The organism is Thiothrix lacustris DSM 21227, assembly GCF_000621325.1.
Lineage (GTDB): Bacteria > Pseudomonadota > Gammaproteobacteria > Thiotrichales > Thiotrichaceae > Thiothrix > Thiothrix lacustris.
Genome location: NZ_JHYQ01000023.1, coordinates 1 through 25,095, shown reverse-complemented (window position 1 = coordinate 25,095; position 25,095 = coordinate 1). Strand labels below are relative to the sequence as shown.

31 protein-coding genes are annotated in these 25,095 nt (G+C 52.6%); 21 read left to right on the top strand and 10 right to left on the bottom strand.

Annotation, left to right across the window (positions count from 1 at the left end; translation table 11 throughout):
• Window positions 1–15 precede the first annotated feature (15 nt).
• Window positions 16–1,419: an OmpP1/FadL family transporter gene (locus Q394_RS0112000; protein WP_051543363.1), complete on the bottom strand. Its 1,404-nt coding sequence runs from the start codon at window positions 1,417–1,419 to the stop codon at window positions 16–18.
• Between the two features lie 103 nt (window positions 1,420–1,522).
• Window positions 1,523–2,062 (bottom strand): cytochrome b, encoded by a 540-nt coding sequence (locus Q394_RS0111995; protein ID WP_028489493.1) that lies wholly within the window; start codon window positions 2,060–2,062, stop codon window positions 1,523–1,525.
• Between the two features lie 117 nt (window positions 2,063–2,179).
• On the opposite strand from Q394_RS0111995, the gene Q394_RS20135 reads away from it, so the two are divergent.
• A complete protein-coding gene (locus Q394_RS20135; protein ID WP_051543362.1) occupies window positions 2,180–2,686 on the top strand; it encodes a MarR family winged helix-turn-helix transcriptional regulator in 507 nt (168 codons plus the stop codon).
• A 50-nt stretch (window positions 2,687–2,736) separates the two neighbouring features.
• On the opposite strand, the gene Q394_RS0111985 is transcribed toward Q394_RS20135, so the two are convergent.
• Entirely contained in the window at window positions 2,737–3,324 is a 588-nt protein-coding gene (locus tag Q394_RS0111985; protein WP_028489492.1) for an antibiotic biosynthesis monooxygenase, read from the bottom strand.
• Window positions 3,321–4,019 (bottom strand): GntR family transcriptional regulator, encoded by a 699-nt coding sequence (locus tag Q394_RS20130; protein WP_038141412.1) that lies wholly within the window; start codon window positions 4,017–4,019, stop codon window positions 3,321–3,323. The genes Q394_RS0111985 and Q394_RS20130 overlap by 4 nt, the downstream gene beginning before the upstream one ends.
• Before the next feature lie 180 nt (window positions 4,020–4,199).
• Between Q394_RS20130 and Q394_RS0111975 the strand changes: the two genes are divergently transcribed.
• From Q394_RS0111975 to leuB, 7 genes are read left to right on the top strand one after another with little or no spacing between them, the layout of a single operon-like run.
• Entirely contained in the window at window positions 4,200–5,660 is a 1,461-nt protein-coding gene (locus tag Q394_RS0111975) for a 2-hydroxymuconic semialdehyde dehydrogenase (protein WP_028489491.1), read from the top strand.
• Between the two features lie 9 nt (window positions 5,661–5,669).
• On the top strand, window positions 5,670–6,464 hold the full coding sequence (gene dmpE / locus Q394_RS0111970; RefSeq protein ID WP_028489490.1) for a 2-oxopent-4-enoate hydratase: 795 nt from the start codon (window positions 5,670–5,672) through the stop codon (window positions 6,462–6,464).
• 27 nt (window positions 6,465–6,491) lie between these two features.
• Window positions 6,492–7,373 carry an acetaldehyde dehydrogenase (acetylating) gene (locus Q394_RS0111965; protein WP_028489489.1) on the top strand — a complete coding sequence of 294 codons (882 nt, stop codon included), beginning with the start codon at window positions 6,492–6,494 and terminating at the stop codon, window positions 7,371–7,373.
• Between the two features lie 15 nt (window positions 7,374–7,388).
• The gene (gene dmpG / locus Q394_RS0111960; RefSeq protein WP_028489488.1) at window positions 7,389–8,417 is read left to right on the top strand and encodes a 4-hydroxy-2-oxovalerate aldolase; all 1,029 of its coding nucleotides are present in this window, start codon (window positions 7,389–7,391) and stop codon (window positions 8,415–8,417) included.
• Between the two features lie 2 nt (window positions 8,418–8,419).
• A complete protein-coding gene (dmpH, locus tag Q394_RS0111955; protein WP_028489487.1) occupies window positions 8,420–9,211 on the top strand; it encodes a 2-oxo-3-hexenedioate decarboxylase in 792 nt (263 codons plus the stop codon).
• 10 nt (window positions 9,212–9,221) lie between these two features.
• On the top strand, window positions 9,222–9,431 hold the full coding sequence (locus Q394_RS0111950; protein WP_028489486.1) for a 2-hydroxymuconate tautomerase: 210 nt from the start codon (window positions 9,222–9,224) through the stop codon (window positions 9,429–9,431).
• Window positions 9,432–9,434: 3 nt separating this feature from the next.
• On the top strand, window positions 9,435–10,517 hold the full coding sequence (gene leuB / locus Q394_RS0111945; protein WP_038141391.1) for a 3-isopropylmalate dehydrogenase: 1,083 nt from the start codon (window positions 9,435–9,437) through the stop codon (window positions 10,515–10,517).
• 289 nt (window positions 10,518–10,806) lie between these two features.
• Here the strand turns inward: leuB and Q394_RS0111935 are convergent, their stop codons facing one another.
• Both Q394_RS0111935 and Q394_RS0111930 read right to left on the bottom strand, forming a co-directional pair.
• The gene (locus tag Q394_RS0111935; protein WP_028489484.1) at window positions 10,807–12,081 is read right to left on the bottom strand and encodes a type II toxin-antitoxin system HipA family toxin; all 1,275 of its coding nucleotides are present in this window, start codon (window positions 12,079–12,081) and stop codon (window positions 10,807–10,809) included.
• Entirely contained in the window at window positions 12,078–12,410 is a 333-nt protein-coding gene (locus Q394_RS0111930) for a helix-turn-helix domain-containing protein (protein WP_038141411.1), read from the bottom strand. Before Q394_RS0111930 ends, Q394_RS0111935 begins: the two co-directional genes overlap by 4 nt.
• A 74-nt stretch (window positions 12,411–12,484) precedes the next feature.
• Between Q394_RS0111930 and Q394_RS0111925 the strand changes: the two genes are divergently transcribed.
• Window positions 12,485–13,465: a tyrosine-type recombinase/integrase gene (locus Q394_RS0111925; RefSeq protein WP_051543360.1), complete on the top strand. Its 981-nt coding sequence runs from the start codon at window positions 12,485–12,487 to the stop codon at window positions 13,463–13,465.
• Entirely contained in the window at window positions 13,462–14,622 is a 1,161-nt protein-coding gene (locus tag Q394_RS0111920) for a hypothetical protein (protein WP_028489481.1), read from the top strand. Before Q394_RS0111925 ends, Q394_RS0111920 begins: the two co-directional genes overlap by 4 nt.
• Before the next feature lie 93 nt (window positions 14,623–14,715).
• On the opposite strand, the gene Q394_RS0111915 is transcribed toward Q394_RS0111920, so the two are convergent.
• The gene (locus Q394_RS0111915; protein WP_028489480.1) at window positions 14,716–15,891 is read right to left on the bottom strand and encodes an ATP-binding protein; all 1,176 of its coding nucleotides are present in this window, start codon (window positions 15,889–15,891) and stop codon (window positions 14,716–14,718) included.
• 284 nt (window positions 15,892–16,175) lie between these two features.
• On the opposite strand from Q394_RS0111915, the gene Q394_RS0111910 reads away from it, so the two are divergent.
• The 5 genes from Q394_RS0111910 to Q394_RS0111890 all read left to right on the top strand — a co-directional run bounded on the left by Q394_RS0111910 (window position 16,176) and on the right by Q394_RS0111890 (window position 20,177).
• Window positions 16,176–16,364 carry a hypothetical protein gene (locus tag Q394_RS0111910; protein ID WP_028489479.1) on the top strand — a complete coding sequence of 63 codons (189 nt, stop codon included), beginning with the start codon at window positions 16,176–16,178 and terminating at the stop codon, window positions 16,362–16,364.
• Between the two features lie 11 nt (window positions 16,365–16,375).
• Complete coding sequence (locus Q394_RS0111905) at window positions 16,376–18,100, top strand: DUF4942 domain-containing protein (RefSeq protein WP_028489478.1); 1,725 nt, start codon at window positions 16,376–16,378, stop codon at window positions 18,098–18,100.
• A gap of 270 nt (window positions 18,101–18,370) precedes the next feature.
• The gene (locus tag Q394_RS0111900) at window positions 18,371–18,727 is read left to right on the top strand and encodes a DUF2958 domain-containing protein (protein ID WP_028489477.1); all 357 of its coding nucleotides are present in this window, start codon (window positions 18,371–18,373) and stop codon (window positions 18,725–18,727) included.
• 56 nt (window positions 18,728–18,783) lie between these two features.
• The gene (locus Q394_RS0111895; protein WP_028489476.1) at window positions 18,784–19,359 is read left to right on the top strand and encodes a hypothetical protein; all 576 of its coding nucleotides are present in this window, start codon (window positions 18,784–18,786) and stop codon (window positions 19,357–19,359) included.
• Complete coding sequence (locus Q394_RS0111890; RefSeq protein WP_211248807.1) at window positions 19,359–20,177, top strand: DNA alkylation repair protein; 819 nt, start codon at window positions 19,359–19,361, stop codon at window positions 20,175–20,177. The genes Q394_RS0111895 and Q394_RS0111890 overlap by 1 nt, the downstream gene beginning before the upstream one ends.
• A gap of 23 nt (window positions 20,178–20,200) precedes the next feature.
• Here the strand turns inward: Q394_RS0111890 and Q394_RS0111885 are convergent, their stop codons facing one another.
• The gene (locus tag Q394_RS0111885) at window positions 20,201–20,737 is read right to left on the bottom strand and encodes a ProQ/FINO family protein (RefSeq protein WP_051543358.1); all 537 of its coding nucleotides are present in this window, start codon (window positions 20,735–20,737) and stop codon (window positions 20,201–20,203) included.
• Between the two features lie 444 nt (window positions 20,738–21,181).
• Between Q394_RS0111885 and Q394_RS20125 the strand changes: the two genes are divergently transcribed.
• Genes Q394_RS20125 through Q394_RS0111870 form a run of 3 tightly spaced genes read left to right on the top strand, consistent with a single transcriptional unit; the run spans window position 21,182 to window position 22,003 of the window.
• Window positions 21,182–21,412: a hypothetical protein gene (locus Q394_RS20125; RefSeq protein WP_425426761.1), complete on the top strand. Its 231-nt coding sequence runs from the start codon at window positions 21,182–21,184 to the stop codon at window positions 21,410–21,412.
• Complete coding sequence (locus tag Q394_RS0111875) at window positions 21,409–21,687, top strand: hypothetical protein (RefSeq protein WP_028489473.1); 279 nt, start codon at window positions 21,409–21,411, stop codon at window positions 21,685–21,687. The genes Q394_RS20125 and Q394_RS0111875 overlap by 4 nt, the downstream gene beginning before the upstream one ends.
• The gene (locus Q394_RS0111870) at window positions 21,680–22,003 is read left to right on the top strand and encodes a hypothetical protein (protein WP_028489472.1); all 324 of its coding nucleotides are present in this window, start codon (window positions 21,680–21,682) and stop codon (window positions 22,001–22,003) included. Before Q394_RS0111875 ends, Q394_RS0111870 begins: the two co-directional genes overlap by 8 nt.
• A gap of 59 nt (window positions 22,004–22,062) precedes the next feature.
• Here Q394_RS0111870 and Q394_RS21520 read toward each other — a convergent pair whose 3' ends face one another.
• The gene (locus Q394_RS21520) at window positions 22,063–23,079 is read right to left on the bottom strand and encodes a DNA-binding protein (protein WP_028489471.1); all 1,017 of its coding nucleotides are present in this window, start codon (window positions 23,077–23,079) and stop codon (window positions 22,063–22,065) included.
• Window positions 23,080–23,184: 105 nt separating this feature from the next.
• Between Q394_RS21520 and Q394_RS22435 the strand changes: the two genes are divergently transcribed.
• The 3 genes from Q394_RS22435 to Q394_RS0111850 all read left to right on the top strand — a co-directional run bounded on the left by Q394_RS22435 (window position 23,185) and on the right by Q394_RS0111850 (window position 24,747).
• Window positions 23,185–23,439, top strand: coding sequence for a hypothetical protein (locus Q394_RS22435; RefSeq protein WP_156946852.1), 255 nt, complete (start codon window positions 23,185–23,187; stop codon window positions 23,437–23,439).
• A gap of 239 nt (window positions 23,440–23,678) precedes the next feature.
• Window positions 23,679–23,996, top strand: a complete 318-nt coding sequence (locus Q394_RS0111855; RefSeq protein WP_028489470.1) for an H-NS histone family protein — start codon at window positions 23,679–23,681, stop codon at window positions 23,994–23,996.
• 223 nt (window positions 23,997–24,219) lie between these two features.
• A complete protein-coding gene (locus Q394_RS0111850; RefSeq protein ID WP_028489469.1) occupies window positions 24,220–24,747 on the top strand; it encodes a hypothetical protein in 528 nt (175 codons plus the stop codon).
• A 176-nt stretch (window positions 24,748–24,923) separates the two neighbouring features.
• On the opposite strand, the gene Q394_RS23090 is transcribed toward Q394_RS0111850, so the two are convergent.
• A complete protein-coding gene (locus Q394_RS23090) occupies window positions 24,924–25,094 on the bottom strand; it encodes a transposase (RefSeq protein ID WP_038140026.1) in 171 nt (56 codons plus the stop codon).
• Window position 25,095 lies beyond the last annotated feature (1 nt).

Genomic DNA, 25,095 nt, shown 5'->3' with positions numbered 1-25,095 from the left:
TGAAACACTACCCCCTTAAAATTCGTAGGAATACATCAATTGCAGATTCGTCTGGGAGTGGATGGAAGTCAGGCCGGTATTACTGTTGGTCTGCTTGACTTCCGGCGCATACGCCAGTGAAGTAGATACTTTTCCAGCTTTATTGACAGCATAAGTAAAGCCGCCAGTCACATGGTTCTCCACGATTGCCGGGAACAACGGGTTCAGGTAAGCATCCGGTACCGGATTCTTGGCAAGATTGAGTCCACCTCGTACCGTTAGTTTATTGCTGACATCATGTGCGACTCCGAGCTTTACCACTGTCTGGTCATCCCATTCCTGCTTCATGACAACATCTGCCGTTGCTCCCCCGAAGGATGGATCTGCTGTGAAATTCAGCTTGAAATCTTTCATGCTGTTTGACCAATTAATCTGGCTCACATCAGCAGCGACTGTCGTTTTGTCAGTGGCCTTATATGCCACTCCTACGCTGGTAGCCGCAGGAAACTGGAAGTCCTTGATGGTGTATTTGCCGGGAATGGTGGCAGCCGTTGCACCAGTGGTCAGGTCAACCAGTTTCATGCTCCCGTCACCGGTAAAATCATCCATGTCGGTTTTCATCCGGTAGCTGCCGCCTACGGTCAGCCTTGGGTTTACCTTGTAGGTTGCCCCCAGTTTGGCACTAACCCCGGCTCCACTGGTTTTGCCGCTGAAATCACTGTCATCGGAAAAATCAAATGCCGCCGAGGTGGTGGTAGGGCTTGTGACCATGCCTGCCAGCCCGCTTACCAATGTTCCGCTGGCTGAACCCAGCACCTGATTGCCGCCAAACGCAGGTGCAAAATCCCCGAAGGTGCCTGGCGACGGCTTCCCGCTACTGTCCAGCACGGGCATACCCAGTTTCATGTCCAGATTACCCCAGACATAATCCAGTGCCCCACCGACTGACAACTTGTCATTTACCTCATACGCCACTGGCAAAATCACCGAACCAACACCCAGTTCCGAACGCGCATTACCCCCGGCTGCTGCGCCCAGAAAAGTATTCGCGCCGTATTCTGTACCCATCCCGCCTTGTGAGAAAACTCCCACACCGTAGCTTAGTTTGCCCTGCTTGCGGACATACCCGGCTGCTGGCATCAGGTAAGAGTCTCCGCCAGACGAGGCTGACGCAGACCCGGCAGAGGTTGAAACATCCGGGCGCAGGTTGCCGATTGCCACATCCACCTGTTGTTCGCCATCTTCCATCATGGTGAGCGTGGCAGGATTATTAGCCATACCTGAGGTGCCAATATCCAGTGCCGAGGCAGCCCCGCCCATCCCGGTTGATAGGGGGCCATAGCCCTCCATTACCATACCGTTGGTGGCGAATGCCTGTTGTGTTCCAAGCGCCAGTACGACTGACGATGCCAGCAAAGTTCTGTTTAATAAGTGACGCATACCTATCCTCCATATAACTACTTATAAAATAATACTTTTTATTGAGACTAATGTGCTTATAACTTGTGTTTGTTTCTTCCTTTGCAAATGCCTTACAGGGTCTTTAGTCGACTTTAAAACCCAGCATCCTTTTGAATGTGGAGTCTTTATTGATAAGGCTATGCTTGATTGTGGCAGCCACATGGATCAGCACGGCAATAATCAGTAAGGTTTTACCCAGACCGTGAATGATTTCCCCAGTTTCTGCCAGTATTTCATTCTTGTCACCCGCAGTGATCAATTCTAGGCCAAAGATGCCAACCGAATAGCCAGACCCTAGTGACATCATGATGCCCGATACGGGCATGAAAATGGTGGCAGCCAGCAGGAAAATGTGCAGGGCTTTTGCCGCTCGTTCCTGCCAGACAGGTGAAGCGGACAGCGGTGGAAAAAAGCCTTCGAGCATACGCCACAGGATGCGCAGGGATGCAGCAAACAGTATCAACATGCCGACCGATTTATGAATGCTGATCAATGGCACTTTGTCTGGCTCATCCGGCAAGCCTTCCAGATAAAGCCCAAAAATGACACTGCATATCATGGCTATGGCAATGAGCCAGTGGAAAATAACGGTTGTTTTGCTGAGCTGGAACAGGGATTTCATGAATGACGGCCTCTAAATATCTTTCTTGAAAGATAAATATAGGAGGATAATATCTTTCTTGCAAGATATTATTTTTATTGTAAGATGAGGATTCAATGGAGTCGTCAGGATGATGGAATGCGTAATAATGACCGTTACAGAACGGCAGACATAGTGGCTGCTTGCCAACAATATTGGCCAGAAACGCATATGCTGGCTCATTCACTCGTCATCTATTTGAACCGGATGAATGAGCATCAAATGATGGAGGGGAGTAAGAGCTTGTTGGGATTCGGTCTTAGTCTGACTGAATTTGATGTTTTGGTGACTTTGCGCCGTTCTGCCTCACCGCATGTGTTGACACCTACCGAATTGCAACGCTCATTACTGGTTACGTCTGGGGGGCTGACCAAATTGCTTTACCAATTGGAAGCACGTGGTCTCGTGAGTCGCTCGGTGCAGATGCAAGACAAGCGCAGCAAGCTTGTCCATTTAACCGGACAGGGCTGTGAATTGGCAGAAAAAGTCATGTACGCCATTCTGGCTGCAAGCACCAAACGGTTTGATGCCGCACTGAACAAGAAAGAGCAAGAACAACTGATCAAGCTTCTGGGCAAGATAGCATTAGCTACCGAAGGGGGATGAAGCATATGCCCCGTTCTATCCTGTGGGAAAAAGGCAAGCAGATTGGTCAGTTAGCGGATATTTTTCTGTGCCTTGGGGAACAGCCAGAATGCAAACCAGCGGGTAAAGCGCGGCATCAGTACATACGCCATCAGCGGCATGACCACGGCTGTCACTAGGAAAGTACGCAATAACAGTGGAATTTGTGCCAGTTGCCCGCCAAACAGCCAGAAAATCAGGGTAACTGTCGGATACAGTGCCAACCAGCTTACCACCGTCATCTTGTATTTGGGCGGTGGCTGTACGGGATTCCTGCCCGGTAGGGTAAACCAAGTGGTAAGCCCCGACAGGGTAGTGACTGCACTGGGTTCTTCCAGCAGTACTTCTATTTCAATGAGGCATTGTGTCCGCTCGTTTGAACTGAACCAGTGATCCAGATGCTCTTGGGTATCGAACTTGAAGATAATCCGGTATTCTGGGTCATCAGGGGAACTGGGGCGCAACATGAATGCCCCCCGATGACCGGGGAAGCTGGTAGCCGTTTCCGTCATGCGGGAACTGAGTTCCTCAAATTTGGCCTCGTTGCCCTTTTTAACCCGGCGGGAGATGACAACCGTAATGGGGGATTCCGGTTCAAGGGGGCTATTTGTGTTGCTCACGCGGTCTTTTCCTTTGCCAGTTCCTGTAACACCTGATGCGTAATCCCCGCTGTCAGGCGGATGTGCTGTTCGGTTTCACGGCAAGCGGTTTCCACATCCCGCGCTAAGGCAGCGGCGTAGATGCGCTGATGTTCGTCATGCACATCGCGTTTACCGAGATTGGCGATCAGCGAAATGTTGCGGTAGCGTTTATGTTGGTCGTAAAGGATATTGTAAAAATGTAGCAGCCACTTGGAAGTACAGGCTGAAATCAGCGCCCAGTGAAAATCGTGGTTGCGCTGTTCCCATACCGCCAGATTCTCGAACAAGTCTAGTTCCTCTACCTTGCTGAGCTGGTAATAGGTGGCGACCACCCGTGATTCCCAGTCATCCCCACCGTGCAGAAGGCTACTTTTGAGGGCTTTCAGCTCCAGCATAATGCGCAGTTCGGTCACATCATCTAGGTCAGCGGCAGACGTGGGGGACACCCGGAAACCGCGTTGCCCTTCAGTAATCACGAATCCATCCGAACTCAGACGACTCAAAGCCTCACGCAACGGGGTAGCGCCCACCTTGTACTCACCGCGCAAATGCTCAATCTTGAGCTTGCTGTCAGGTATGAGCTTGCCCTGAATAATATCCTCGCGCAGTTGCCCATACACATAGTCGGTCATGGTCTTGGGGGCTTGGTCGGCAGACGGCAAACTGGTTGTCATGAGGGTACTTTCATCAGGTTTGGGAAGGATCATCTATATTATATCAATAAGTCCGGTTTCTTTAGCAAATCATCCAAAAACTTCTGATCTGGATGATTCACAATAATATCGACAAAATATTTAAATATCGACAAAACTACGGTATGCTTGATCCATTCATCAGTACTTGGAAGTCTGGCAATGAAAGAGATCAAGCATTTCATCAATGGCGAGTTTGTCGGTTCGGCATCCGGCAAAACTTTCGCCAACATCAATCCTGCAACCAATCAACAACTTGGCATTGTCCACGAAGCGGGCAAGGCCGAAGTTGATCAGGCTGTCGCCGCCGCCAACGCCGCGCTCAAGGGGCCGTGGGGCAAAATGCCGGTAGCCGAGCGCATGGCCATCCTGCACAAGGTTGCCGACGGCATTAACGCCCGCTTCGACGAATTCCTCGAAGCCGAATGCCTGGATACCGGCAAGCCCAAATCGCTGGCGTCGCACATCGACATTCCACGTGGGGCGGCAAACTTCAAAGTCTTCGCTGACCTGTTCAAGAACGTCCCCACCGAAAGCTTCATGTTGGATACTCCCGACGGTAAAGGCGCGTTGAACTACGCCATCCGCAAGCCCAAAGGTGTGATTGCGGTGATTAGCCCGTGGAATCTGCCGCTGCTGTTGATGACATGGAAAGTCGGCCCGGCGCTGGCCTGCGGCAATACCGTGGTGGTCAAGCCTTCCGAAGAAACCCCGCGCACCACCACCTTGCTGGGCGAAGTGATGAATGCGGCGGGCGTACCCAAAGGTGTTTACAACGTCATCCACGGTTTCGGCCCCAACTCGGCGGGCGAATTCCTCACCACGCATCCTGACATCAACGGCATTACCTTCACAGGCGAAACCCGTACCGGTGCGGCAATCGTCAAAGCCAGCGCCGATCATATTCGCCACGTCTCGTTTGAATTGGGTGGCAAAAATCCGGCAGTCGTGTTCGCCGATTGCGATATGGATAAAGCCATCGAAGGCACGCTGCGTTCGGTATTTGCGAACTGCGGGCAGGTTTGCCTCGGTACTGAGCGTGTGTATGTGGAACGCCCGATTTTCAACGAATTCCTGTCACGCCTGACCGAAGCAGCGGAAGGGATGCAACTGGGGGCATGGGATGATGCCTGTACCAGCATGGGCCCGCTGATCAGCAAGGAACACCAGCAGAAAGTGCTGTCCTACTACGCCAAAGCCATCGAAGAAGGCGCAAACCTCATCACTGGTGGCGGCGTGCCTGAAATGCCCGGCGCACTGGCGGAAGGTAACTGGGTACAACCCACCATCTGGACGGGTTTGCCGGAAACCGCCACGGTGGTGAAGGAAGAAATCTTCGGCCCTTGCTGCCATGTCCAACCCTTCGATAGCGAAGATGAAGTGGTCGCATGGGCCAACGACACCAAGTACGGTTTAGCCGCCGCCGTTTGGACAGAAAACACTTCCCGCGCCCACCGCGTTGCCGCGCAACTCGATGCAGGCATTGTGTGGGTGAACTCATGGTTTCTGCGTGATCTGCGTACCCCGTTCGGCGGCATGAAACATTCCGGGATCGGGCGGGAAGGCGGCGTACATTCGCTGGAGTTTTATACCGAATTGAAAAACGTCTGCGTGAAATTGTAAGGAAATTCCATGTTACAACCAGAACAAATCCAGACCTTTGCCGACGAGCTGTACCACGCGCTACGTCACCAGCAAATGCTTGCGCCGCTGACCGAACGTGCGCCCGACATCACCATCGAAGATGCCTACGCCATTTCGTCCGCCTTGCTGCAAAAGCGCATTGAGATCGACGGCGAAAAAGTCATTGGCAAGAAAATCGGCGTGACCAGCAAAGCCGTGCAAAACATGCTCGGCGTACACCAGCCTGACTTTGGCTACCTGACCGACGCGATGGTGGTGGACGAAAGCGAACCGCTGTCACTCACCACCAGAATGATCCAGCCGCGTGCCGAAGGTGAAATTGCCTTCGTGCTGAAACACGACCTGATTGGCCCCGGCGTGACCGCGACTGACGTGCTGCGGGCTACTGATTTCGTCGTACCGTGTTTCGAGATCGTCGATTCGCGTGTTAAGGACTGGAAAATCAAGATTCAGGATACCGTCGCCGACAATGCTTCCTGCGGCTATTTCCTGCTCGGTTCGCAAGCGGCTGATCCGCGCAAGCTCGACCTCTCCACCGTCGGCATGGTGGTGGAACTCAATGGGCAAGTCATTTCTACCGGTGCAGGCGCGGCAGCCCTCGGCTCTTCCCCGGTCAGTTGTGTGGTGTGGTTGGCGAATACGCTGGGTAAGTTCGGCGTACCGCTGAAAGCGGGCGAAGTGATTTTGTCCGGCTCACTGGTGCCGTTGCAACCTGTGAAAGCGGGCGATTACATGAGCGTGAGTATTGGCGGGATCGGGCGTACTGCGGTGCGGTTTACCTAAGAGTTTGGCTAGGAAGGGAAAGAAAACATGAAAATACGTTGTGCTTTGATCGGCCCCGGCAATATCGGCACCGATCTGTTATACAAATTGCTACGCAGTGATGTGCTCGAACCCGTGTGGATGGTGGGGATTGACCCGACTTCCGACGGTTTGGCGCGGGCGCGTGACATGGGCTTGAAAACTACCCACGAAGGCGTGGATGGGTTGTTACCGCACATTGAGGCGGACAATATTCAAATCGCCTTTGATGCAACTTCGGCGTATGCCCACGCGGAAACCTCACGCAAGTTGGTCGAAAAAGGCGTGAAAGTGATTGACCTGACACCCGCCGCGATTGGCCCGTTCTGCGTGCCGCCCGTGAATCTGCTGGATCATCTGGATAAGGGCGAAGAAAACGTCAATATGGTGACGTGCGGCGGGCAAGCCACCATTCCGATGGTGTTTGCAGTCAGCCGCGTGCAGCCCGTGCGTTACGGCGAAATTGTTGCCACCGTCTCCTCACGTTCCGCAGGTCCAGGCACACGCAAAAACATCGACGAATTCACCGAAACCACCTCCAGCGCGGTGGAAAAAGTTGGCGGCGCTGCCAAAGGCAAAGCCATCATCATCCTTAACCCGGCTGATCCACCACTGATGATGCGTGACACCATCCATTGCATTACTGAAACCGAGCCACAACAAGATGCGATCATTGAATCGGTCAAGGCGATGGAAGCCGAAGTACAGAAATACGTTCCCGGCTACCGCGTCAAAGAAGGCCCGGTATTCGACGGCAATCGTGTCAGTGTGTTCGTGGAAGTGCGTGGACGTGGCGATTACTTGCCGGAATACGCAGGCAACCTCGACATCATGACCGCCGCTGCTGCGCGTACCGCCGAAATGTTCGCCGAACAAATGCTCAAAGCCTGAAGGAAGGAGTGACACATGAATTTGAAAGGTAAAAAAATCCGCCTGCACGATATGTCGTTGCGCGACGGGATGCACTCCATCCGTCACCAATTCACCCTGCAAAACATGCAGGACTTGTCGCAAGCCCTCGACAAAGCCCACGTTCCTTTGATCGAAGTGACCCACGGTGATGGTTTAGGTGGTTCATCGGTCAACTACGGTTTTGGTTTGCACAGCGACCGCGAATACCTCGAAGCGGTGATTCCGCATTTGCAACACGCGAAAGTGTCGATTCTGCTGATTCCCGGCATTTCCACGATCAAAGATCTGAAAGCTATCGAAGATTTAGGGGTTAGCACAGTGCGCGTCGCCACGCATTGCACCGAAGCGGATGTTGCCGAACAGCACATCAAATACGCCGCCAAACAAGGTTTTGACACCGTGGGCTTTTTGATGATGAGCCACATGGTTAAGCCAGAAAAAATTCTGGAGCAAGCCAAACTCATGTACGGCTACGGCGCAAACTGCCTGTACATGACGGATTCCGCCGGACACATGCTGCCGGAAGACGTGAAGGAAAAGATTGGTTTGCTGCGTAGTGAATTTCCAGACGAGATCGAAATTGGTTTCCACGGGCATCACAATCTCGCAATGGGTGTTGCCAACTCCTTGGCAGCAGTCGAAGCGGGCGCAACCCGCATTGACGGTTCAGTGGCTGGCTTTGGTGCAGGTGCAGGCAATACGCCGTTGGAAGTGTTCGCTGCCGTGTGTGATATGTATGGCATCGAAACGGGTGTCCATGTCAATGCACTAATGGACGCTGCTGAAGACGTTGCCGTGCCGATGATGGGTGAGAACTTGCCACGCATTAACCGCAACGCCCTGACACTGGGTTACGCGGGTGTGTATTCCTCGTTCTTATTGCACGCCAAACGTGCCGAGGAAAAACACGGTGTTCCGGCACGCGAAATTCTGCTCGAACTGGGGCGGCGCGGTACAGTCGGTGGGCAAGAAGACATGATCGAAGACGTGGCGTTAGAAATGTTGCGTAAACGCGGAGGCTAAGCATGAGTACCTTGAGCAGGGCAACCATTGCCCAATTGGCGGAACACTTGGAAAACGCCGAGTTACAAGCCTTCGATGTGACCAAGATTACCGACGATTACCCCGACATGGATTGGGAAGATGCTTATGACATTCAGTGGGAGATTCGCAGCCGCAAACAGGCTCGCGGCACCAAAGTCGTTGGGCTGAAAATGGGGCTGACTTCCTACGAAAAAATGAAGCAAATGGGTGTGGATGTGCCCGTCTATGCGTTTTTGGCGGATTACTTCAATGTCCCCGATGGCGGTACGGTGAAAACAGCGGAATTGATTCACCCCAAAGTCGAAGCGGAAATTGCGATTATCACCAGCAAGCCGTTGCGTGGCCCCGGCTGTACCGTGGCACACGTCTTGGCGGCGACCGAAGCGGTGTTGCCAGCGGTGGAAGTGATTGACTCGCGTTACCGTGATTTCAAATTCGACCTGAAAAGCGTGGTGGCGGATAACGCTTCTTCTGCGCGTTTTGTCACGGGTGGCAATCTCAAGCGTGTTGACCAAGTGGACATGAAAACGCTGGGCGTGGTGATGGAAATCAACGGTCAAGTCGTGGCAACGGGTGCAGGTGCTGCCGTTTTGGGGCATCCGGCAGCCAGTGTGGCGATGCTGGCGAATATGCTGGCGGAACGCGGTGAAGAAATTCCCGCAGGCACGTTCATTATGACCGGCGGGATTACCGCTGCGGTGAGTGTGAAGGCGGGTGATAGCGTGTGTGTGCGTTATCAGGATTTGGGCAGTATCAGCATGACGTTTGTGTGAGGAGATTCCCATGCCATTAATTCAAGTCACCATGATTCAGGGGCGTACCCCGGAACAAAAGAATGCTTTCTTCGAGCAAGTCACTGCTGTTGCGGTTGAAACGCTGGGGGTAAAACCGGAACAGGTGCGTGTCGTTATCAACGAAGTGCCAGCCGAACACTGGTGTATCGGTGGCCTCAGCAAAGCCGTGATTGATGCCCGTAACGCCGCCAAAGGATAAGCCATGAGCCACAAAATTCTTGTTTTGCCCGGGGACGGTATCGGTCCCGAAATCATTGCCGAAGCAGTAAAGGTGTTGGATGTATTCCGCGCGGAGGGTAGTTTAAACGCCGAATTTGAATACGCCCACTTGGGTGGTGCGGGCTATGATGCAGCCGGACACCCTTACCCGGAAGCAACCCGCATACTGGCAAAACAGTGCAATGCCATCCTGCTAGGTGCTGTCGGCGGCCCGCAATATGACACCCTGCCACGAGAGTTGCGCCCGGAAAAAGGCTTGTTGAGCATCCGTACCGATCTGGGGCTGTTTGCCAACCTGCGTCCGGCGATTCTGTACGATGAACTGGCGGATGCATCCACCCTCAAAAATGAGGTGGTGGCAAGGCTGGATCTGATGATCGTGCGTGAACTTAACCACGGTATTTACTTTGGGCAACCACGTGGTATTCGCGTGCTGGAAAACGGTGAACGGCAAGGTTACAACTCTGCTACTTACACCGAATCACAGATTGAACGCATTGCCCGCGTCGGCTTTGAAACCGCCATGCAGCGCAATAAACGCCTGTGTTCGGTCGACAAGGCCAATGTGCTGGAAGTCTCCGAACTGTGGCGGGAAATCGTCTGCAAGGTCGGTGAGGAATTCCCGGAAGTGGCGCTTTCCCATATGTACGTCGACAATGCGGCGATGCAGTTGGTGCGTGCGCCCAAACAGTTTGACGTGATCGTCACCAGCAATATGTTTGGCGATATTTTGTCGGATGAAGCCGCCATGCTGACAGGTTCTATCGGCATGTTGCCATCGGCCTCGCTGAATGCTAGTGCGGTGGGGATGTACGAACCCAGCCACGGTTCTGCACCGGATATTGCAGGGCAGGGGATTGCCAACCCGTTGGCAACGATTCTTTCTGCCGCCATGCTGTTGCGTTACAGCCTGCAACTGCCGCAATTGACTGATCGTGTCGAAGCGGCGGTCAAAATTGTGTTGAAACAGGGACTGCGTACTGGTGACATTTTTGTTGCCGGGCGCGAAAAAGTAGGGACGGCGCAGATGGGTGATGCCGTGGTGGCGGCCTTGCGGATGATGTAGAAAAACCATGAATACACTGCCGAAGGTTTAAATTCTCGTTTCTGGTTCAATCTTATTGGGTGGGCTGCAAACCATTCTCCAGCCGTTGCCGGTCATCTTGGGCAACGCGCTGCGCGGTTTTTGCGGAAACTGGCTTGGGAAACACCGGCAAGGCCATTTAGGGTAAAAATAATGGGGTTCTATAATTTGGAACGTGCTACCTCATTTCTTACCACTGCTTTACATATGATAATGCCTTTTATCATATGCTAACTGACTCCCGGAAACCCCATCCTAGGGTAGGCACAAATCAGGTGGCAGACAGCGCCTGTTCCAGCTCCCCATGCTCGAAAGCAGGCTCGAACTTGTCCCTTTCCGTTCCAGACATGCCTATCTTGGCAGCCAGGTTGCACCAGTTCTTCACCGGGGTCGTGACTTCCTTCAGGATGCGGGTCGTGTCTGCCTTGTCCAAGCCAAAGTAACGTGCCACCGTCAGGCAATCCCGGATGCTGCCACTGGGACCGCTGTCCTCACTGATCCAAGTTTTGAGTTCCCGCTGTTTGTCCGGGAATGGGTTCAAATCGAAAGCTGGGGATAATACCCACTGTCCATGGCCCCGATGCAGGAAACCGTGATTGTTGAGGTGGTCATCCACATTGGTGATAAGGATGTTGAACACCATCCTGCGCCATAACTCCGCCATGTCCTGTTGGGCATGGGGGCTAACCTTGCGGATCACGTCCACCATTTCCGTGTAACTGTGATCCTCATCCGGTTTCGCACTGAGCATGGTTCTGGCGGACACATACAGGATACGGCCTCCTGCTTCACGGTCAAACCGGCGGATGAGGGCTACAGGTGTGTCTTCCACCATTTCCACGCGGCCTTTGGCGGCATTGATGCCAGCGGCATCAGCCAATGCCAGTGCGAGGATTTCGCCTTTGGTCACAGCCCTGTCATCGCCGATACTGGGAAACTTTCCCAAACAGAGGGAGCCGTCGTGATCTATGACGGTGCATTTGGGGCGCATCCCTCCGAGTGAAGTGCCTTTGCCCCGCAGGTAAGCCAAATCGGCAGCCGTTTCTTTTTCCTGTTCCACCGCGAGGCTGGCCCGGTAAATCTTGCCGAGATCAATCAACGGGGGTGTACCCCGTTCCGCATCATGGTGGCTGCGTTGGGGAATACCTGATTCATCCAGAAACCGTAATGCCCCTACCCTGCTGATGTCGTCAACTGCCAACAGGTAGTCCAAGGCGTTCAGTGGTTGGGTATTGGGAGCCAAGCCTTGTTGCAGGGATTGTTTACGGCGTTTGGTGTGATCCCGCAGGATAACGCGCTTGCCCCACCCATCGGGTTCCGTGTCGGCAATGCAATCAAAGAATGTAGACCCATCTCTGGTTCTGGGGTGAAACATCATACCGGCCTGCAATGGCAGGTCTGGTGACAGGGCAAAGCGTTTCGGGGATACCAGCCATTCAGGATGGTAAGCGAAACTACAAATTTCCCGATTGCCGCTGGTTTCATACAACAGTGTACCCACGGGTTCTTTGGCTTCACCGATGCAGACTTGAATACGACGGTTCATAATGCCCCTGATGGCTGTTTTGGGGGATGTACCCGTTTGGGTAATCTGGCTTCATCCAGCAGCAGACCTGTTTCATCCCGTGAAATGTCCAACAGGTCGTTGATCCTGTCGGCTTCGCCCAGCGCGAACAGCACCATGCAATAGATGCCGAAAGAAACGTTAGGGTCGCCTTTTTCTACCCGCAGGTAAGTGGGTTTGGAGATGCCAGCACGTTGCGTCATCATGGCTACCGTCAGTTTCCGCCGCCGCCTTGCTGTATTAATGTCATGCCCCAGCTTCCTGATGGCGCGTTTCAGGTTAGCGGGCATGATTGCTTCAATCTTTGACATTTTAAGGTAAACCATAGCTATCTTTGTAATTATCATGGTATCTTGTAGATTACCTTAAAGCAATGAAAGGCATTATGTTACTGATCAGCACACCCCAGAATTCTGCCATCGTCACCCTCGGCAATGCCGAGTTGCCGGTCGTGGTCAGTGCTGCCGGTGAACGTGCCACTTACCGTTTCGTCGAGTTCTTCACGGCCCAGATCCGTAACCCCAATACCCGGCGTGCGTACCACACGGACATCAGCCAGTTTTTCCTTTGGTGCCATTCCCAGAACCTGCAACTCCATCAGATACACTCCATTCATGTGGCCACCTATGTTGAGCAGTTGCAGCAACATGTTTCTGCGCCGACGGTAAAGCAGCATATGGCGGCCATCCGTAAGTTGTTTGACTGGCTGGTGGTGGGACACGTGCTGGAAACCAATCCATCACAGGCGGTGCGTGGCCCCAAGTATGTGGTCAAGCGTGGCAAGACGCCGATCCTGACCCCTGAAGATACCCGTGCCCTATTTAATAGTATTCCTGTGGATACCCTGATTGGCTTGCGTGACCGAGCCTTGCTGGCCCTGATGGTCTACAGCTTTGCCCGTGTGGATGCGGCTGCCAAAATGCGGGTCAAGGATTACTACCCGAATGGGAAACGCTGGTGGATCCGTTTGCACGAGAAAGGTGGCAAACACCATGAAATGCCTGCCCACCATACCCTGGAACAGTATCTGGATGAGTATATCGAGGCCGCTGGGATCAGGGATGACCCAAAAGGTTTCCTGTTCCGCACTTTCAAGGGCAAGACAGGAATCATGACCGAAAACCGGATGTTACAAACCTATGCCTGGCAGATGGTGCAGCGCAGGGTTGTAGCGGCAGGGCTTTCCCTGTCAGGTATCTGCAACCATTCTTTCCGGGGAACCGGGATCACAACCTATCTGAAGAATGGTGGGACGCTGGAAAAAGCCCAGCAAATGGCCAACCACGAATCACCGCGCACCACCAAGCTCTACGACCGTACCTATGATGAAATTTCACTGGATGAAGTGGAAAAGATCATTATATGAATGCTTTGGTTCACGAGGAGAAAAGCTGGTTTAGCTCAATAACACTATTAAGAGCATTAGATTTACTGCATGAGTTTGATGGAGGCAGTATGCCAACATATGAACATGCCGCGCCTTTCCGTTGGCAAACAGATAGGCATCCAGATATTGTCCTTTTTATATCACATCGATGGCGAGATCTCTGTAATCCTGATCCTGATGGGGCAACGCTTCGGGCATTACGAAATTTATTGTTAGCTATTGATAGTTTGGCGCGTGGTATCGATCCTGCTTGTAATGCAGAAGTGCCAGATCTGCGTCTGCCATATATGCTGCAAGCAAGTGTTATTTTTAGTCGTTTAATTGAGGTTCGATTTGATGGGGAGGCAGCCCTTGCAAATATTGCTATATTCTATGATTACAGTTGTCTTCCTCAAGGTGAGGGTGTCAGAGACAGGGAGTTACTCCTTAAAGGGTTATCCTGTTTTCCTCACTTCATACCTGATTCACGAGTAACATTAGTAGCCATACGTTCAGATGGTGATCATTACGAGAAACGAGCTTGGTGCGTTGCGGAAGCTGTTTTGTCTGTACTATTTGAACAACAACGCCCATGGGCAGAACTTTTCCCGCTTCGTCTGGATATTAACCCCCAACCCTATGAAATTACCTATCCAATATTGCGAGATGCTATTGAATTCTGGGTTCAGGATGTTTCTGGCCGAGTAAGTATTTCAGGGGAACAATTTCTGGCTTGGCAGAGAATTATCGATTATTGCGTGGAATGGTTCACTCAGGAACGCGAAGGTGCTTCCAAACAAATTCATCATTCAGGGATGGCCTCAGATATTTCTTTTCGGATGTTTCTTGAAACCATGATTCGCTTGGCTGAACAAGGAAATGGTGTAACTGACATTGTTCCCGCTATTGTCGCTGGGGCAATTGAGGTCGGTTTGGAGTGTTCAAAAATGGATGATCTTGTGCCAGCGGGGTTGTTAATCTTGTCAAGTCTTCGTTGGGAACAGCTTAATCGTGGCGAAGATCAATCCGCTCCAGATGTTTGGCAAGAAGCCTTTGAACGCTACTGTAATGGTCAGCCACTTAAGGCAGAAGTACGTCTACGTTCGGCAGAAGAAACGGGCAAACTTAAGTTGCCACGCATCAAGTTATGTAATTGAATATTTGATGGTTTCTCATTAATCGTTTGTCATCTTTCCTTATAAATATGTTAAGGGCTTTGGAAGGGGTATCCCCAACTTGCGCACACCAAGTTACTGTAAGGCCGCCAATTCTTCAGCGAGTTCGAGCAAGCTGATGACCTCCACCCCATTCCCCAGTGGGTAACGGTCTTGTCCTGCATACACAATAAATGTCCGTGAGGGTTGTAGATCTTCCCGCGCATGATGGAATCCCTTTGTGGGTACTGGCGCGAGGCTACGCTTGATTTCTACAGCCCATAATCCATGTTGCCCACCCAATTCCAGCACCAGATCCATCTCTGCCCCAGCCGCAGTGCGGTAAAAGCTGGCTTGCGTGCGTTGGGGGGCAGCAGCTAACAGGTTCTCAATCACGAAACCTTCCCAACTCAGGCCAACCACAGGATGCCCTGCCAGAGTGTTGAGGTCGCCTATCCCCAGCAAGGCATGAACCAGACCGCTGTCGCGGATATAGGTGCGGGGGGACTTGACCAAACGTTTGCCAATGTTGGTGTGATAGGGTTGTAGGCGTCGCACCAGCAACAAATCCACCAATAAGCTGATGTAGTGGTTAACAGAAGGGGAACTCACCCCCAACCCCGCAGCAAGTTGTGAGACATTGAGTAATGCACCTTGTTGGTGGGCAAGCATTGTCCACAATCGCCCGACGATTTCGGCGGCAATTCGGAAACCAAATTGTGGAACATCCCGTTCCAGATAGGTGCGAATGAAGCTCTGTCGCAGACTTAGGCTGTCAGCATCATCACCAGCGAGGAAGCTGTCAGGGAAACCACCGCGTAGCCACAGCCGATTCAGGATGCTATCACCTTCGCCTACCTCAAGAATATCCAGTGGCCCCATATCCACGTACTCGATACGCCCTGCGAGGGTTTCGCTGGCTTGGCGCAACAAGTCAATGGAGGCCGAACCAAGAATCAGGAATCGCCCGGTACGTTTACCATTACGCCGCCCCTTGTCGATCAGCCCGCGTAGGCTCTGGAACAATTCCGGCATCCGGTGGATTTCGTCCAGCACCACCAGCTTGTTTTCCTGTTGGCCAAGAAACAATTCAGGGTCATGCAGCTTGTTACGGTCAGTGGCTGATTCAAGGTCAAGGTAAACGGATGGGCAGGTATCTGCCAGCGCATAAGCCAACGTGGTTTTGCCAACTTGGCGGGGACCAATAATGGCAACAGCAGCTTGCCGGTTGAGGGATTGCTGTACGGTAGAAGTGATGTGTCTAGTAATCATCCTTGTAATTTATAGGTCTGTCTTTAAATTTGCAAGGATGAATGGCGGTGTCCTTGTCAGTACCCCTTCCGTTATAGCCAGCCATGCTGGAGTCAAAATTCACTAGGGGCTTCGCCCCACGCGCCCCGCAAGGGGTATCCCCAACCTTCCGCGTTCACTGCGTTCCCTTGTGCAGGCCGGGTGATCCCCCTCCCCTTGCGGCTTGCTACCCCCACGCTTCGCCAGCGAGGCAAGGGTTGCCGGGCTTTGAGCTGGCAACCTTTTAAATCAACTGGAGAAGAGCGATGAAAGCAAGGACAGGTTTCTGGATAAATGTTGGTTTCCGCGTGGAAGCCGAGACTATCAGCAAGGAAGAACTGGTCAGGCAGTTGACCGAGTGGGCAGAGGAACACCACTCATTGGATGGCTTCAGGCTGGAGAATGGTGAAGAACCAACGCTTGAGTCTGTGCATTTTGAATGTGATGACTGCTAGGGGGAACGGGTATGGACAAGGAACAATATTACCCTACCCCTGTCAGTCTGGCAGTGAGAATGTGGGAAGCCTTTCGTGATGGATCCTATCTGCATCGGGATAGGCATATCCTTGAGCCGAGTGCTGGGACGGGTGAGCTGGTGAAAGCCATGCCAGAATCACGTTATGGCAGTAACCGGCCTATCGTGGATGTGTGTGAGATTGCCCCTGAGCGGCTGGAGATATTGGGCAATACCGCTGGTGTGAGTGTTGTGGGGCATGATTTTTTGGCGTTCGAGCCATCGCGCCTGTACACCCATATCATTATGAACCCACCGTTCAGGCTGGGAGCCAAACACCTGATCCATGCGTGGCAGATTGTCAGGAATGCCGAGATTGTTTGCCTGTTGAATGCCGAGACACTCAGAAACCCCAATACCAAGGACAGGGAATACCTTCAGGAGTTGATCGGGGCATATGGTAGCGTTGAGTATGTTGACGGGGCATTCCTTGCACCGGATACCCAACGGACAACCGCCGTTGAATGTGCCTTGGTGTGGTTGAAAAAGGAAACGCCGGTTGCCCACAGCTATCTGGATGGCCTGAAGCTGGACCATGAAACCTTTGAGTTTGGGGAAATCCGGGGGGATGTGACTGACCTTTGCTTGCCGGAGAACATTATTGAAACATCCGTCAGGGTTTACCGGGCGGCGCGTGATGTGCTGTACCGGAAACTGGAGTCTGATGCTGTTCTGGCCTGCGAGTATGCCCGCTGGTCAAGCATTCTTGGTGGTTCTTTGTTGGAGTCGGATCAGGAACGCAACAAACGGGTCATGCAGCAACAGGCAGCCCGTGCCGTCGACAGCCGCAGCGTGCAAGACCAGTTCAACAAGGAACATGACAAGCTGAAAGAGAAAGCATGGAACTACATTCTGTCCGGGATCAGGTTCTATGAGCAGCTCAGTACGGCAGCACTGAAAGCCTTTCAGGCGGAATACAAAAAAGTTGCCCAACTGGAATTCACCGAAGCCAATATCCACGGTTTTCTGGCAGGTGTTGCCCTGCAACGTACCGCGATGACCGATGAAATGATGATCGACATTTTCGACCGTTTTACCGAACGTTACCCGGATAACCGCGCCTATTACCGTGCATGGCAATCGAATGCCAAACACCGGGCGGCAGCTTGGCGGATCAAAATGAGCCGGATCATTATCCCAGTCAATTGCAAGCGTTGGGGAAATTACCTTGACCGTGAGGCACGGGAGGCGTTGGGCGACATTGACAAGAGCTTTGCGGCACTGGATGGCAAGGATGTGGGTGGCATCTATGGGTTAGTAAAGGCAGCCCTCGACAATCCTATCGAAAACTCAAGACGCCATGAGTCTGATTATTTCGAGTTCCGTTACTACCCCGGTGCGCAGACCGTACACCTGTACCCTAAGCGCAAAGACCTGATAGACCGGCTGAACCGGACAGTTGGGCGGCTACGCCAATGGCTACCCAACGAGGAAGGTGCTGTCACCGCCGCATTCTGGCAACAGTATGAACAGGCCGAGAAAGTCACCAACCAGATGTCCATCCATACACAAGACTTGTCCCGCTACCAGTGCAGGCTGGATAACCCGGAGTATGTCGAGCGGCTCATTCAAGCACATACCGAAACCTGTGTCAGGCTGGATATACCGCTTGATGGTTTGCTGGCTAGTCCAGCAGCAGGACAGGGAGGCCAGCAACTGCTGCCTGTACTGCCATAGCACACAAGGTTGGGGCAGGTTGCCTGCCCCAGTCACCATAACCTGCCAGTGCTGGTGACAGCACTGGCAGGTTATGAAGATGCTAGGGGCTTCGCCCCACGCGCCCCGCAAGGGGTATCCCCAACCTTCCGCGTCCACTGCGTTCCCTTGTGCAGGCCGGGTGATCCCCCTCCCCTTGCGGCTTGCTACCCCCACGCTTCGCCAGCGAGGCAAGGGTTGCCGGGTTCTGAACTGGCAACCTTTTAAACCAAGCTGAAGAAGGAGAACGCAATGAAACTGTTTACCCAAGCGCAATATGCCCAACTGCTGGCAAATGGACGGAAACAACAGGAGGCGATGGCAAAGAATGAAGAGTTTGATCCGATGCCGGTTATTAAATTGTTCACCCCGGATGCCGCAGCCACTTGGTTACTGAGCGAGATTGACCCGGAAGAACCTGACATTGCTTTCGGGCTATGTGACCTTGGGTTGGGGTTTCCTGAGCTGGGGAGAGTCAGTTTGACTGAAATCCGTGCTGTTCGTGGTCGGTTCAAGTTGCCGGTTGAGCGTGATCTGGGATTCAGGCCGGACAAAACACTGTCTGCCTATGCCGAAGAAGCGCGGCAACATCGCCAGATTATTGCCTGACCTACTTGGGCGGGCAGTGTTTGCTGCCCGCCATACTGACCACAAGGAGAAAAGCCATGCCGCAATATATTGTTTACGCGCAGCAAGTGCTGTATGTGGAGCGGGTGATTGATGCACCCGATGAGGAAGCTGCTGCCACTATCGCCGATCAACTGGTACAGACTGGGATGTTGCAGCCGGTCAATTCGGTTGAGTTTGAGAATGGGGTTTTGTGTGAGGTGGTGGAAGCGGATGTACCTACCAAGGAAGCACCACCCACTTCAACCCTGCTGGATGTGTTTGGGGAACCGCCTTCAGATGCCCCAGCCTTTGGAAAAAACAAACTGGATTTTCTGGCAAAAAGCCGTCTTAATACCATTCTGTTTGCCACCGAACCACGTAAAATTGGCAAAACATGGTGGGTCTATGCTGTCTATAACAGCGCATTTTTTCCGGGGGGCAATGCCACGGAGATGTACTTCTATGACCCGAATACGTCAGTGTGGCTGGATTCACGGCAACATCCCCGCTATGACGATCATGATGGCGAGTATGCCGGGTTGCCCAAAGGGTTGCGCCGCCTGTATGAAGACCATGAACAGGCTGTTCGCGCTGCATTGTGTCAAGACTGGCAGCCCGGACAGGCAGGATAATGGGTGATAGCAACCGCAGACCCGCCCGGCATGGTGGGTCTGCTTTTTTGGTGAGCCAGTGCAGCATACCTGCCACAATGCCTGCATCCAACCAGCATTATGGAGCAGGCAGCCTGATGGTCAGCGCAGTACAGATAGAAAACAGCCTAAAGGCATTGGGCAACGCCGCTCACGCTGCCGATGCCCAACGCTTCTTCAAGACAGGCGTTGGGGAGTATGGCGAAGGCGACCAGTTTTTGGGAATCCGTGTGCCGGTATTGCGCCAACAGGTGAAACAATACCAGGGCTTGCCGCTGGAGGAAGCCCTGTTGCTGCTGCATTCCCCGCTCCATGAGGTGCGCCTGTTTGCGTTGTTGTTGCTGGTTGTGCAGTTTCAGCGCGGTACACCGCAGCATCAGGCTGACATCCATGCGCTGTACCTTGCCAACACGCAGTACATCAATAACTGGGATTTGGTAGATACCTCTGCCCCGTACATTATGGGGATCTACCTGCACGGGCGGGATAAACAAGTGTTGTACACACTGGCAGTATCCAGCAGCTTGTGGGAACGGCGTATTGCCATGATTGCCACTTTTTTCTTTATCCGTCAGCACCAGTTCGGGGATGCGCTGGCTATTGCCAAACTGCTGTTTGCTGACCGGGAAGATCTCATCCACAAGGCCGTTGGCTGGATGTTGCGGGAAATTGGCAAGCGTGACCGGGCAGTTGAAACCACCTTCCTGCAAGCCCATTACCGGATTATGCCGCGCACGATGTTGCGCTATGCCATTGAGCATTTCAGCCCAGAAGAACGGCAGCGGTATTTGCAGAAATGAACCGGCAGTCGTGCCCGCCAGTATCAGGCGGGTGGCAGGGAAGCCAGTTTCAATGCGGCAGATTCCCGTTCTGTGGGGATGACTTCCCCGGCAGGTGAACCGTCCAGGTGGTATCTAAGCGGCTGCTGCATCAGGTTATGCAGGTATTGCATAGTCGAGGTGTGACGGTGCAGCAGTTGCTGCACGACCCGTTTGCTGGCACTGATGTGGTTTGTGCTGATGTAGCGGAAAATGGCTTTTTCGATACCCACTGCCAGCGGCAGGTGGTCACGCCATGCCCTAAAATGCCCCTGCAATTGCTGGTCAAGTTCCTGCGCACGGATAGTGCTGGGGGGTATGACTACCTTTTTGGGGGCAGCCGTTTTTTTACGGGGTGCTTTCCCTTTGGCAGGTTTGTTGCGCGGTGGGGATGGGGTGGTGGATGCTTCACGCCGTATGACCCGTTTGCCTGCAATGGTCTTGATGCTCGATGGGGAGGTTCCATCGGATTGATCTGTTTTTCTGCCCAGTGACAGGGTTTTGCGTGGCTTGTCGGTCATGGTGTCAGGCTTGTTGTCCAAGGTTATCCAGCGTGTACACGGATGCAATATCTGTGTGCTTGTCCTGCCAATCTATCACGGGATTTCAAATTTACAAGACAGCGGGTTGCCCTGTGGGCCGGGCTGCTCCAGGTTCCGCTATCGCTGCATCCCTGCGGGACTTCGCCTTGCACATCCCTAACCCCTCCAAAAGTGCCAGCTACGCACGCACTTTTTCCGCGCTACCGCTTGGCGTTGGGACACCAGACCTGCTTGCAGCAGGACTGGTGGCAGTGGTTTGTCCTGGTGGGGGTGCTTCCCCCGTCTGAGTCAATGACAGGCTACGTGCCAACCGGGGTTTCCCCAACCTTCCGCGCTCACTGCTGTTCCCTTGTGCAGGCCGGGTGATCCCCCTCCCCGCCTGGCATCATTGACGCCGCCTCCCCCGTTCTCGCCGAAGGGCGTAAGCCGCAGTGCGGCTGTGACATGGCATTTTTAAAGGAGGACAAGACGATGCAAGACATGGAAAAGCTACACCACCTTGGCGGTGGGGAGTTCTGTTTCAAGTGGGATGGCAAAGGTGATGTGCGGGGCTACCGACCACCCGCAGGGTTTGAGGCAACGGCAGACCTGACCGACCGTCACCCGGTGACAGGTGAACAACTGGCGGTTTCTGAATGGTGGATGTTCCTGAAACCCGAAGGAGGTGAACAATGAATGTACTGGAACTGATGGATGATGTGATCCATGCCCTGAACCAGCTACCCAATACGCGGCTGTCTGGCAGGTTCAAGAATACCTACGGGTTGATGGCTGCACTGGAACAGGCACAGCGGCAAAACGGTATCCGGCTGGAAATCCGGGGAGGTGTGTTGCAAACGCCAGTCATGGCTGATTTTGCCCAAGGTATCCGGGTGGAACTGTTTGACCATGATGATGGTGGGCAGTCAATCGTTGCGGTGGTGGATAAGGAGGAGGTTGAGCATGGATAATCCAGACCAAGCTAAAATCTGTACACGGTATTCACACCGGGAAAACCTGAAACGGGCAAGGCAGGCAAGGGAATACTTCCAGCACCTACAGGCCATGACGGTCAGGACAGATGCACCGGACAGTTTGCAGGCATTGCGCCAGCACCGCCAGCAACTGCGCCAATGGCGGGGGTTGATGGTCTACTGGATGGATGCCGCCAGTGAAGGCAGGCGGCAGTACCAGCACCGCAAGGCGGTTGATGACCCGCAGTTACACCGTTTCCGCTTTGTGACCGGCTCATTTGTCGCTTACAACCCGACAGTTTCCCGTCAGTAGCAAGCCTTTTGGGTATCCCGGAGCGCGGCTACCCTGCCTAGGTTGGCAGGGTAGCCGGGTTAAGCCGCACCGGGTGCGGGTTTATTTTCCGCCGTGCCGTCGGGGGTCAGGGCTGCCAGCCTGCCTTTCAGTTCCGCTGCGGTTGTCTTGGCCTGTTCTTCAGCCTGCTGGCTTTGCTCCAGCCGTTGTTTCAGCTCCCCTTCCCTGCTGGCTGCATCCTCCAGCCGGGTTTGGAGGATAGCAAGCTGTTGCTGGACTTCCTGCTGCCCTGCCCTTGCCTGATCCCGTGCGGTTCTCAGGCTGTCTTGCTGTTGTTGGGCGGCGGTGAGTTGCCCATTCAGTGCCTGTTGGGTGCTTTCGGCGTTTTTCAGGTCGGCTTTCAGGGTGTTGTTTTCCAGCTCAAGCTGTTGGTGCGCCAGGCTGGCGGCTTCCAGCTTGCCTTGTAGTGTGTTGATGGTGGTTTGCTGTTCCCTCACCTGCCCTTCCAGTATCCGGGTTTGGGTTTCGTTGACGGTTAGCTGCTTTTCCAGTTCGCGGTTACGGGCTTTTTCATCTTTGGCTTCCAAGGTGGCTTTCTCGGCCTTGTCGGTCATGGTCGTCAGCCTTTCCTGCAAGCGGGAATTATCGGCACTGACCCGTTTGAGTTCCGTCTGAAGTTGTTCCACTGCTTCCTGTAGGCGGGCATTTTCGCTGTCCAGTTGTTCAACGGTGTCCATTGCTTCTGCCACTTCCACCTCGGCGGTTTCCTTGGCCTTGCGGGCGGCGGCAATGGTTTCACGTACACGGGATTCGGCAACTTCCTGCGCCCTGCCATACATCCGCATGGCCAGCTCATCCAGGCTGCCTTTGGTGGCAGCCAGTGCATCGGCAAATTCAGTCGGCAATTCCACCCGGTGGGATACCACCTGCCCTTCCAGGGCATTTTGCTGGCTTTCTTCCCAGATGGTTTTGATTCGGGCTGGATTGCCACCTCCCAGAATGTTGCGGATGGCAAAAGGTGTGACCCGTTTCTTATCCGCCAGCAATTGCATCCCTGCTTCGATGATCTGTTCGTTGGTGTAGGTGGCTGGCTTCATGTGGGTCACTCCTGATTTGTCTGCCAACCATTATATATTAACTTTACTTACATAACAAACTAACTTAACATACTTACTTAACAAAACAGCTACAACCATGAAGCCATGTATACAAGCAGACTCTGGGTACATTCTGAAAAGCGGCGTTATTACCGGGCATCCGTGTATAAGGATTTGCTGGGGCATTGGGTAATGGTCAGGGATTGGGGGTCACTGGACACGAAACTGGGTGGTACAAAGACCGAATTGCTGGAGGGTTTCGGGCAAGGGAAGGCGCAACTGGAGGCGGTTGGCAAGCGGCGGGCAAGCCACAGTTATCGGCTGGTGGAAGCTGATGGTGTCGGCCTTGGTGTTTGTTAATTGCTTAATATGTAATCAATATGTGGTATATTACTGTTTTATTGGGGCGGTTTCCGGTTAAGCCATCGCTTATGCACGGCGTTATCCACAGATTCTGTGGATAGGTTATGGGTAGCTTGGCTATTGGTCGTGCAAAGCTATGGTGTAATGGTGAGTATCAGACTGTCAGTGATCCATGCGGTCGGCAGATGGTGCAGTGTTATGAATTTTTTCAACCAAGACAGAAGGATAGGTATTCCATGTCCAGTATTGATATATCCAATTTGAGTGTTGCCGAGCTTGCGGCATTAAAAGGCAGCATTGAAAGTATCATCGGTGGCCGCCGTGAAAGTGAATTGATCCGGTTGCGTGAGACGTTTGAGGACATGGCCGCAGAGTCAGGTTTTACTCTTGAAGAGGTCATGCAGGCTACCCCTTCCAAGAAGCGTGCTGCTGTTCAAGCTAAGTACCGCAACCCGGATAACCATGAACAGACTTGGACTGGGCGTGGCAGGAAACCACTTTGGGCTGTAGCGTTGGTGGAATCAGGTGGTAGTTTGGAAGACTGCTTGATCTGACTGAAACTCGGTAGGGTAGGAGCAACTGATAGGAAGTCAGATGCTCCATTTCCTGCGTAAAAAACACTATCCACCGACAAGTGGTAGGTTTATGATTCTGGTTATTGAGTGACCAACTAAGTCCTTCGGGGGGAAATCCCTATTTATTATTTCGAGTGCTGGTGTTTTAGCATATATTCACGCCAATACTTAATATTATTAATCGATATTTTCTGAGGAAGTCATGAACTCTATAGAGCAGCTTTTTTCCGAAATAAGAACAAAAGGAACATTAAACGATAAAGATCAAGTAGAACTCTATATTGAGAAACTGAAGTCAATATTGGATGATTTCTATAAAATAAATTACGATTTAAACGAAATTTTAAAAGGACTTGGAGTGCCAGCCTCCGATGGATATATTGGTCGTGCTTGTGAACTAACAGTAGCTCATTATTTCTTAATGAATTTTCCAGAGAAGTTCATGTATCAAGTTGAAAGCAATTTGGCAAGTTCTGGTTCTGAATCAGACCCAAGAAAAAACTTTGATTTCTCATTTTCATCAAATGGCATTAGATATAATGTTGAAGTAAAAACATTCGCATTAAAACCTCCAAGTGATAATGCAATGCCTATAAAATTTTTTCTCACCCAAGATCAGATAAAATCTCTGTATGCCCAAGGAGCGAGACCCACTCGAAATTGCTTGCCTCGTTTGGGAAGATTCCTACGCGATGCTAATGAACAATTAGTTCGTCCAATGAGGGTGTAGAAAAACCCGAATCTGATCATCCCATCCAGATCGGGCAGTCATTTTTTTGAACATCCCAAACGACCGGGCGTTTTTTTCAGCGTTGCCGACTTCCTGCTTCCCCATAACGCCCTGAATGCCACCTGATACGCTCAATACGGTGCATTTTTGCGTGTTTGGCAGCATCATTTCCCCCTTCATGCGACATACCCGTAATGTGCCAGCTTTTCGAGGTTGTGCATCAGGCAAAACAGTTTCCATTGCCCGTCCACTTTGGCTTTGCTGCGCAAGGTGAAGCGGTGCAGGCGTTTGTTGCCGCGCAAGTTCCCAAACACGGGTTCGACGGTGGCGAAGCGTTGGGTGATCATG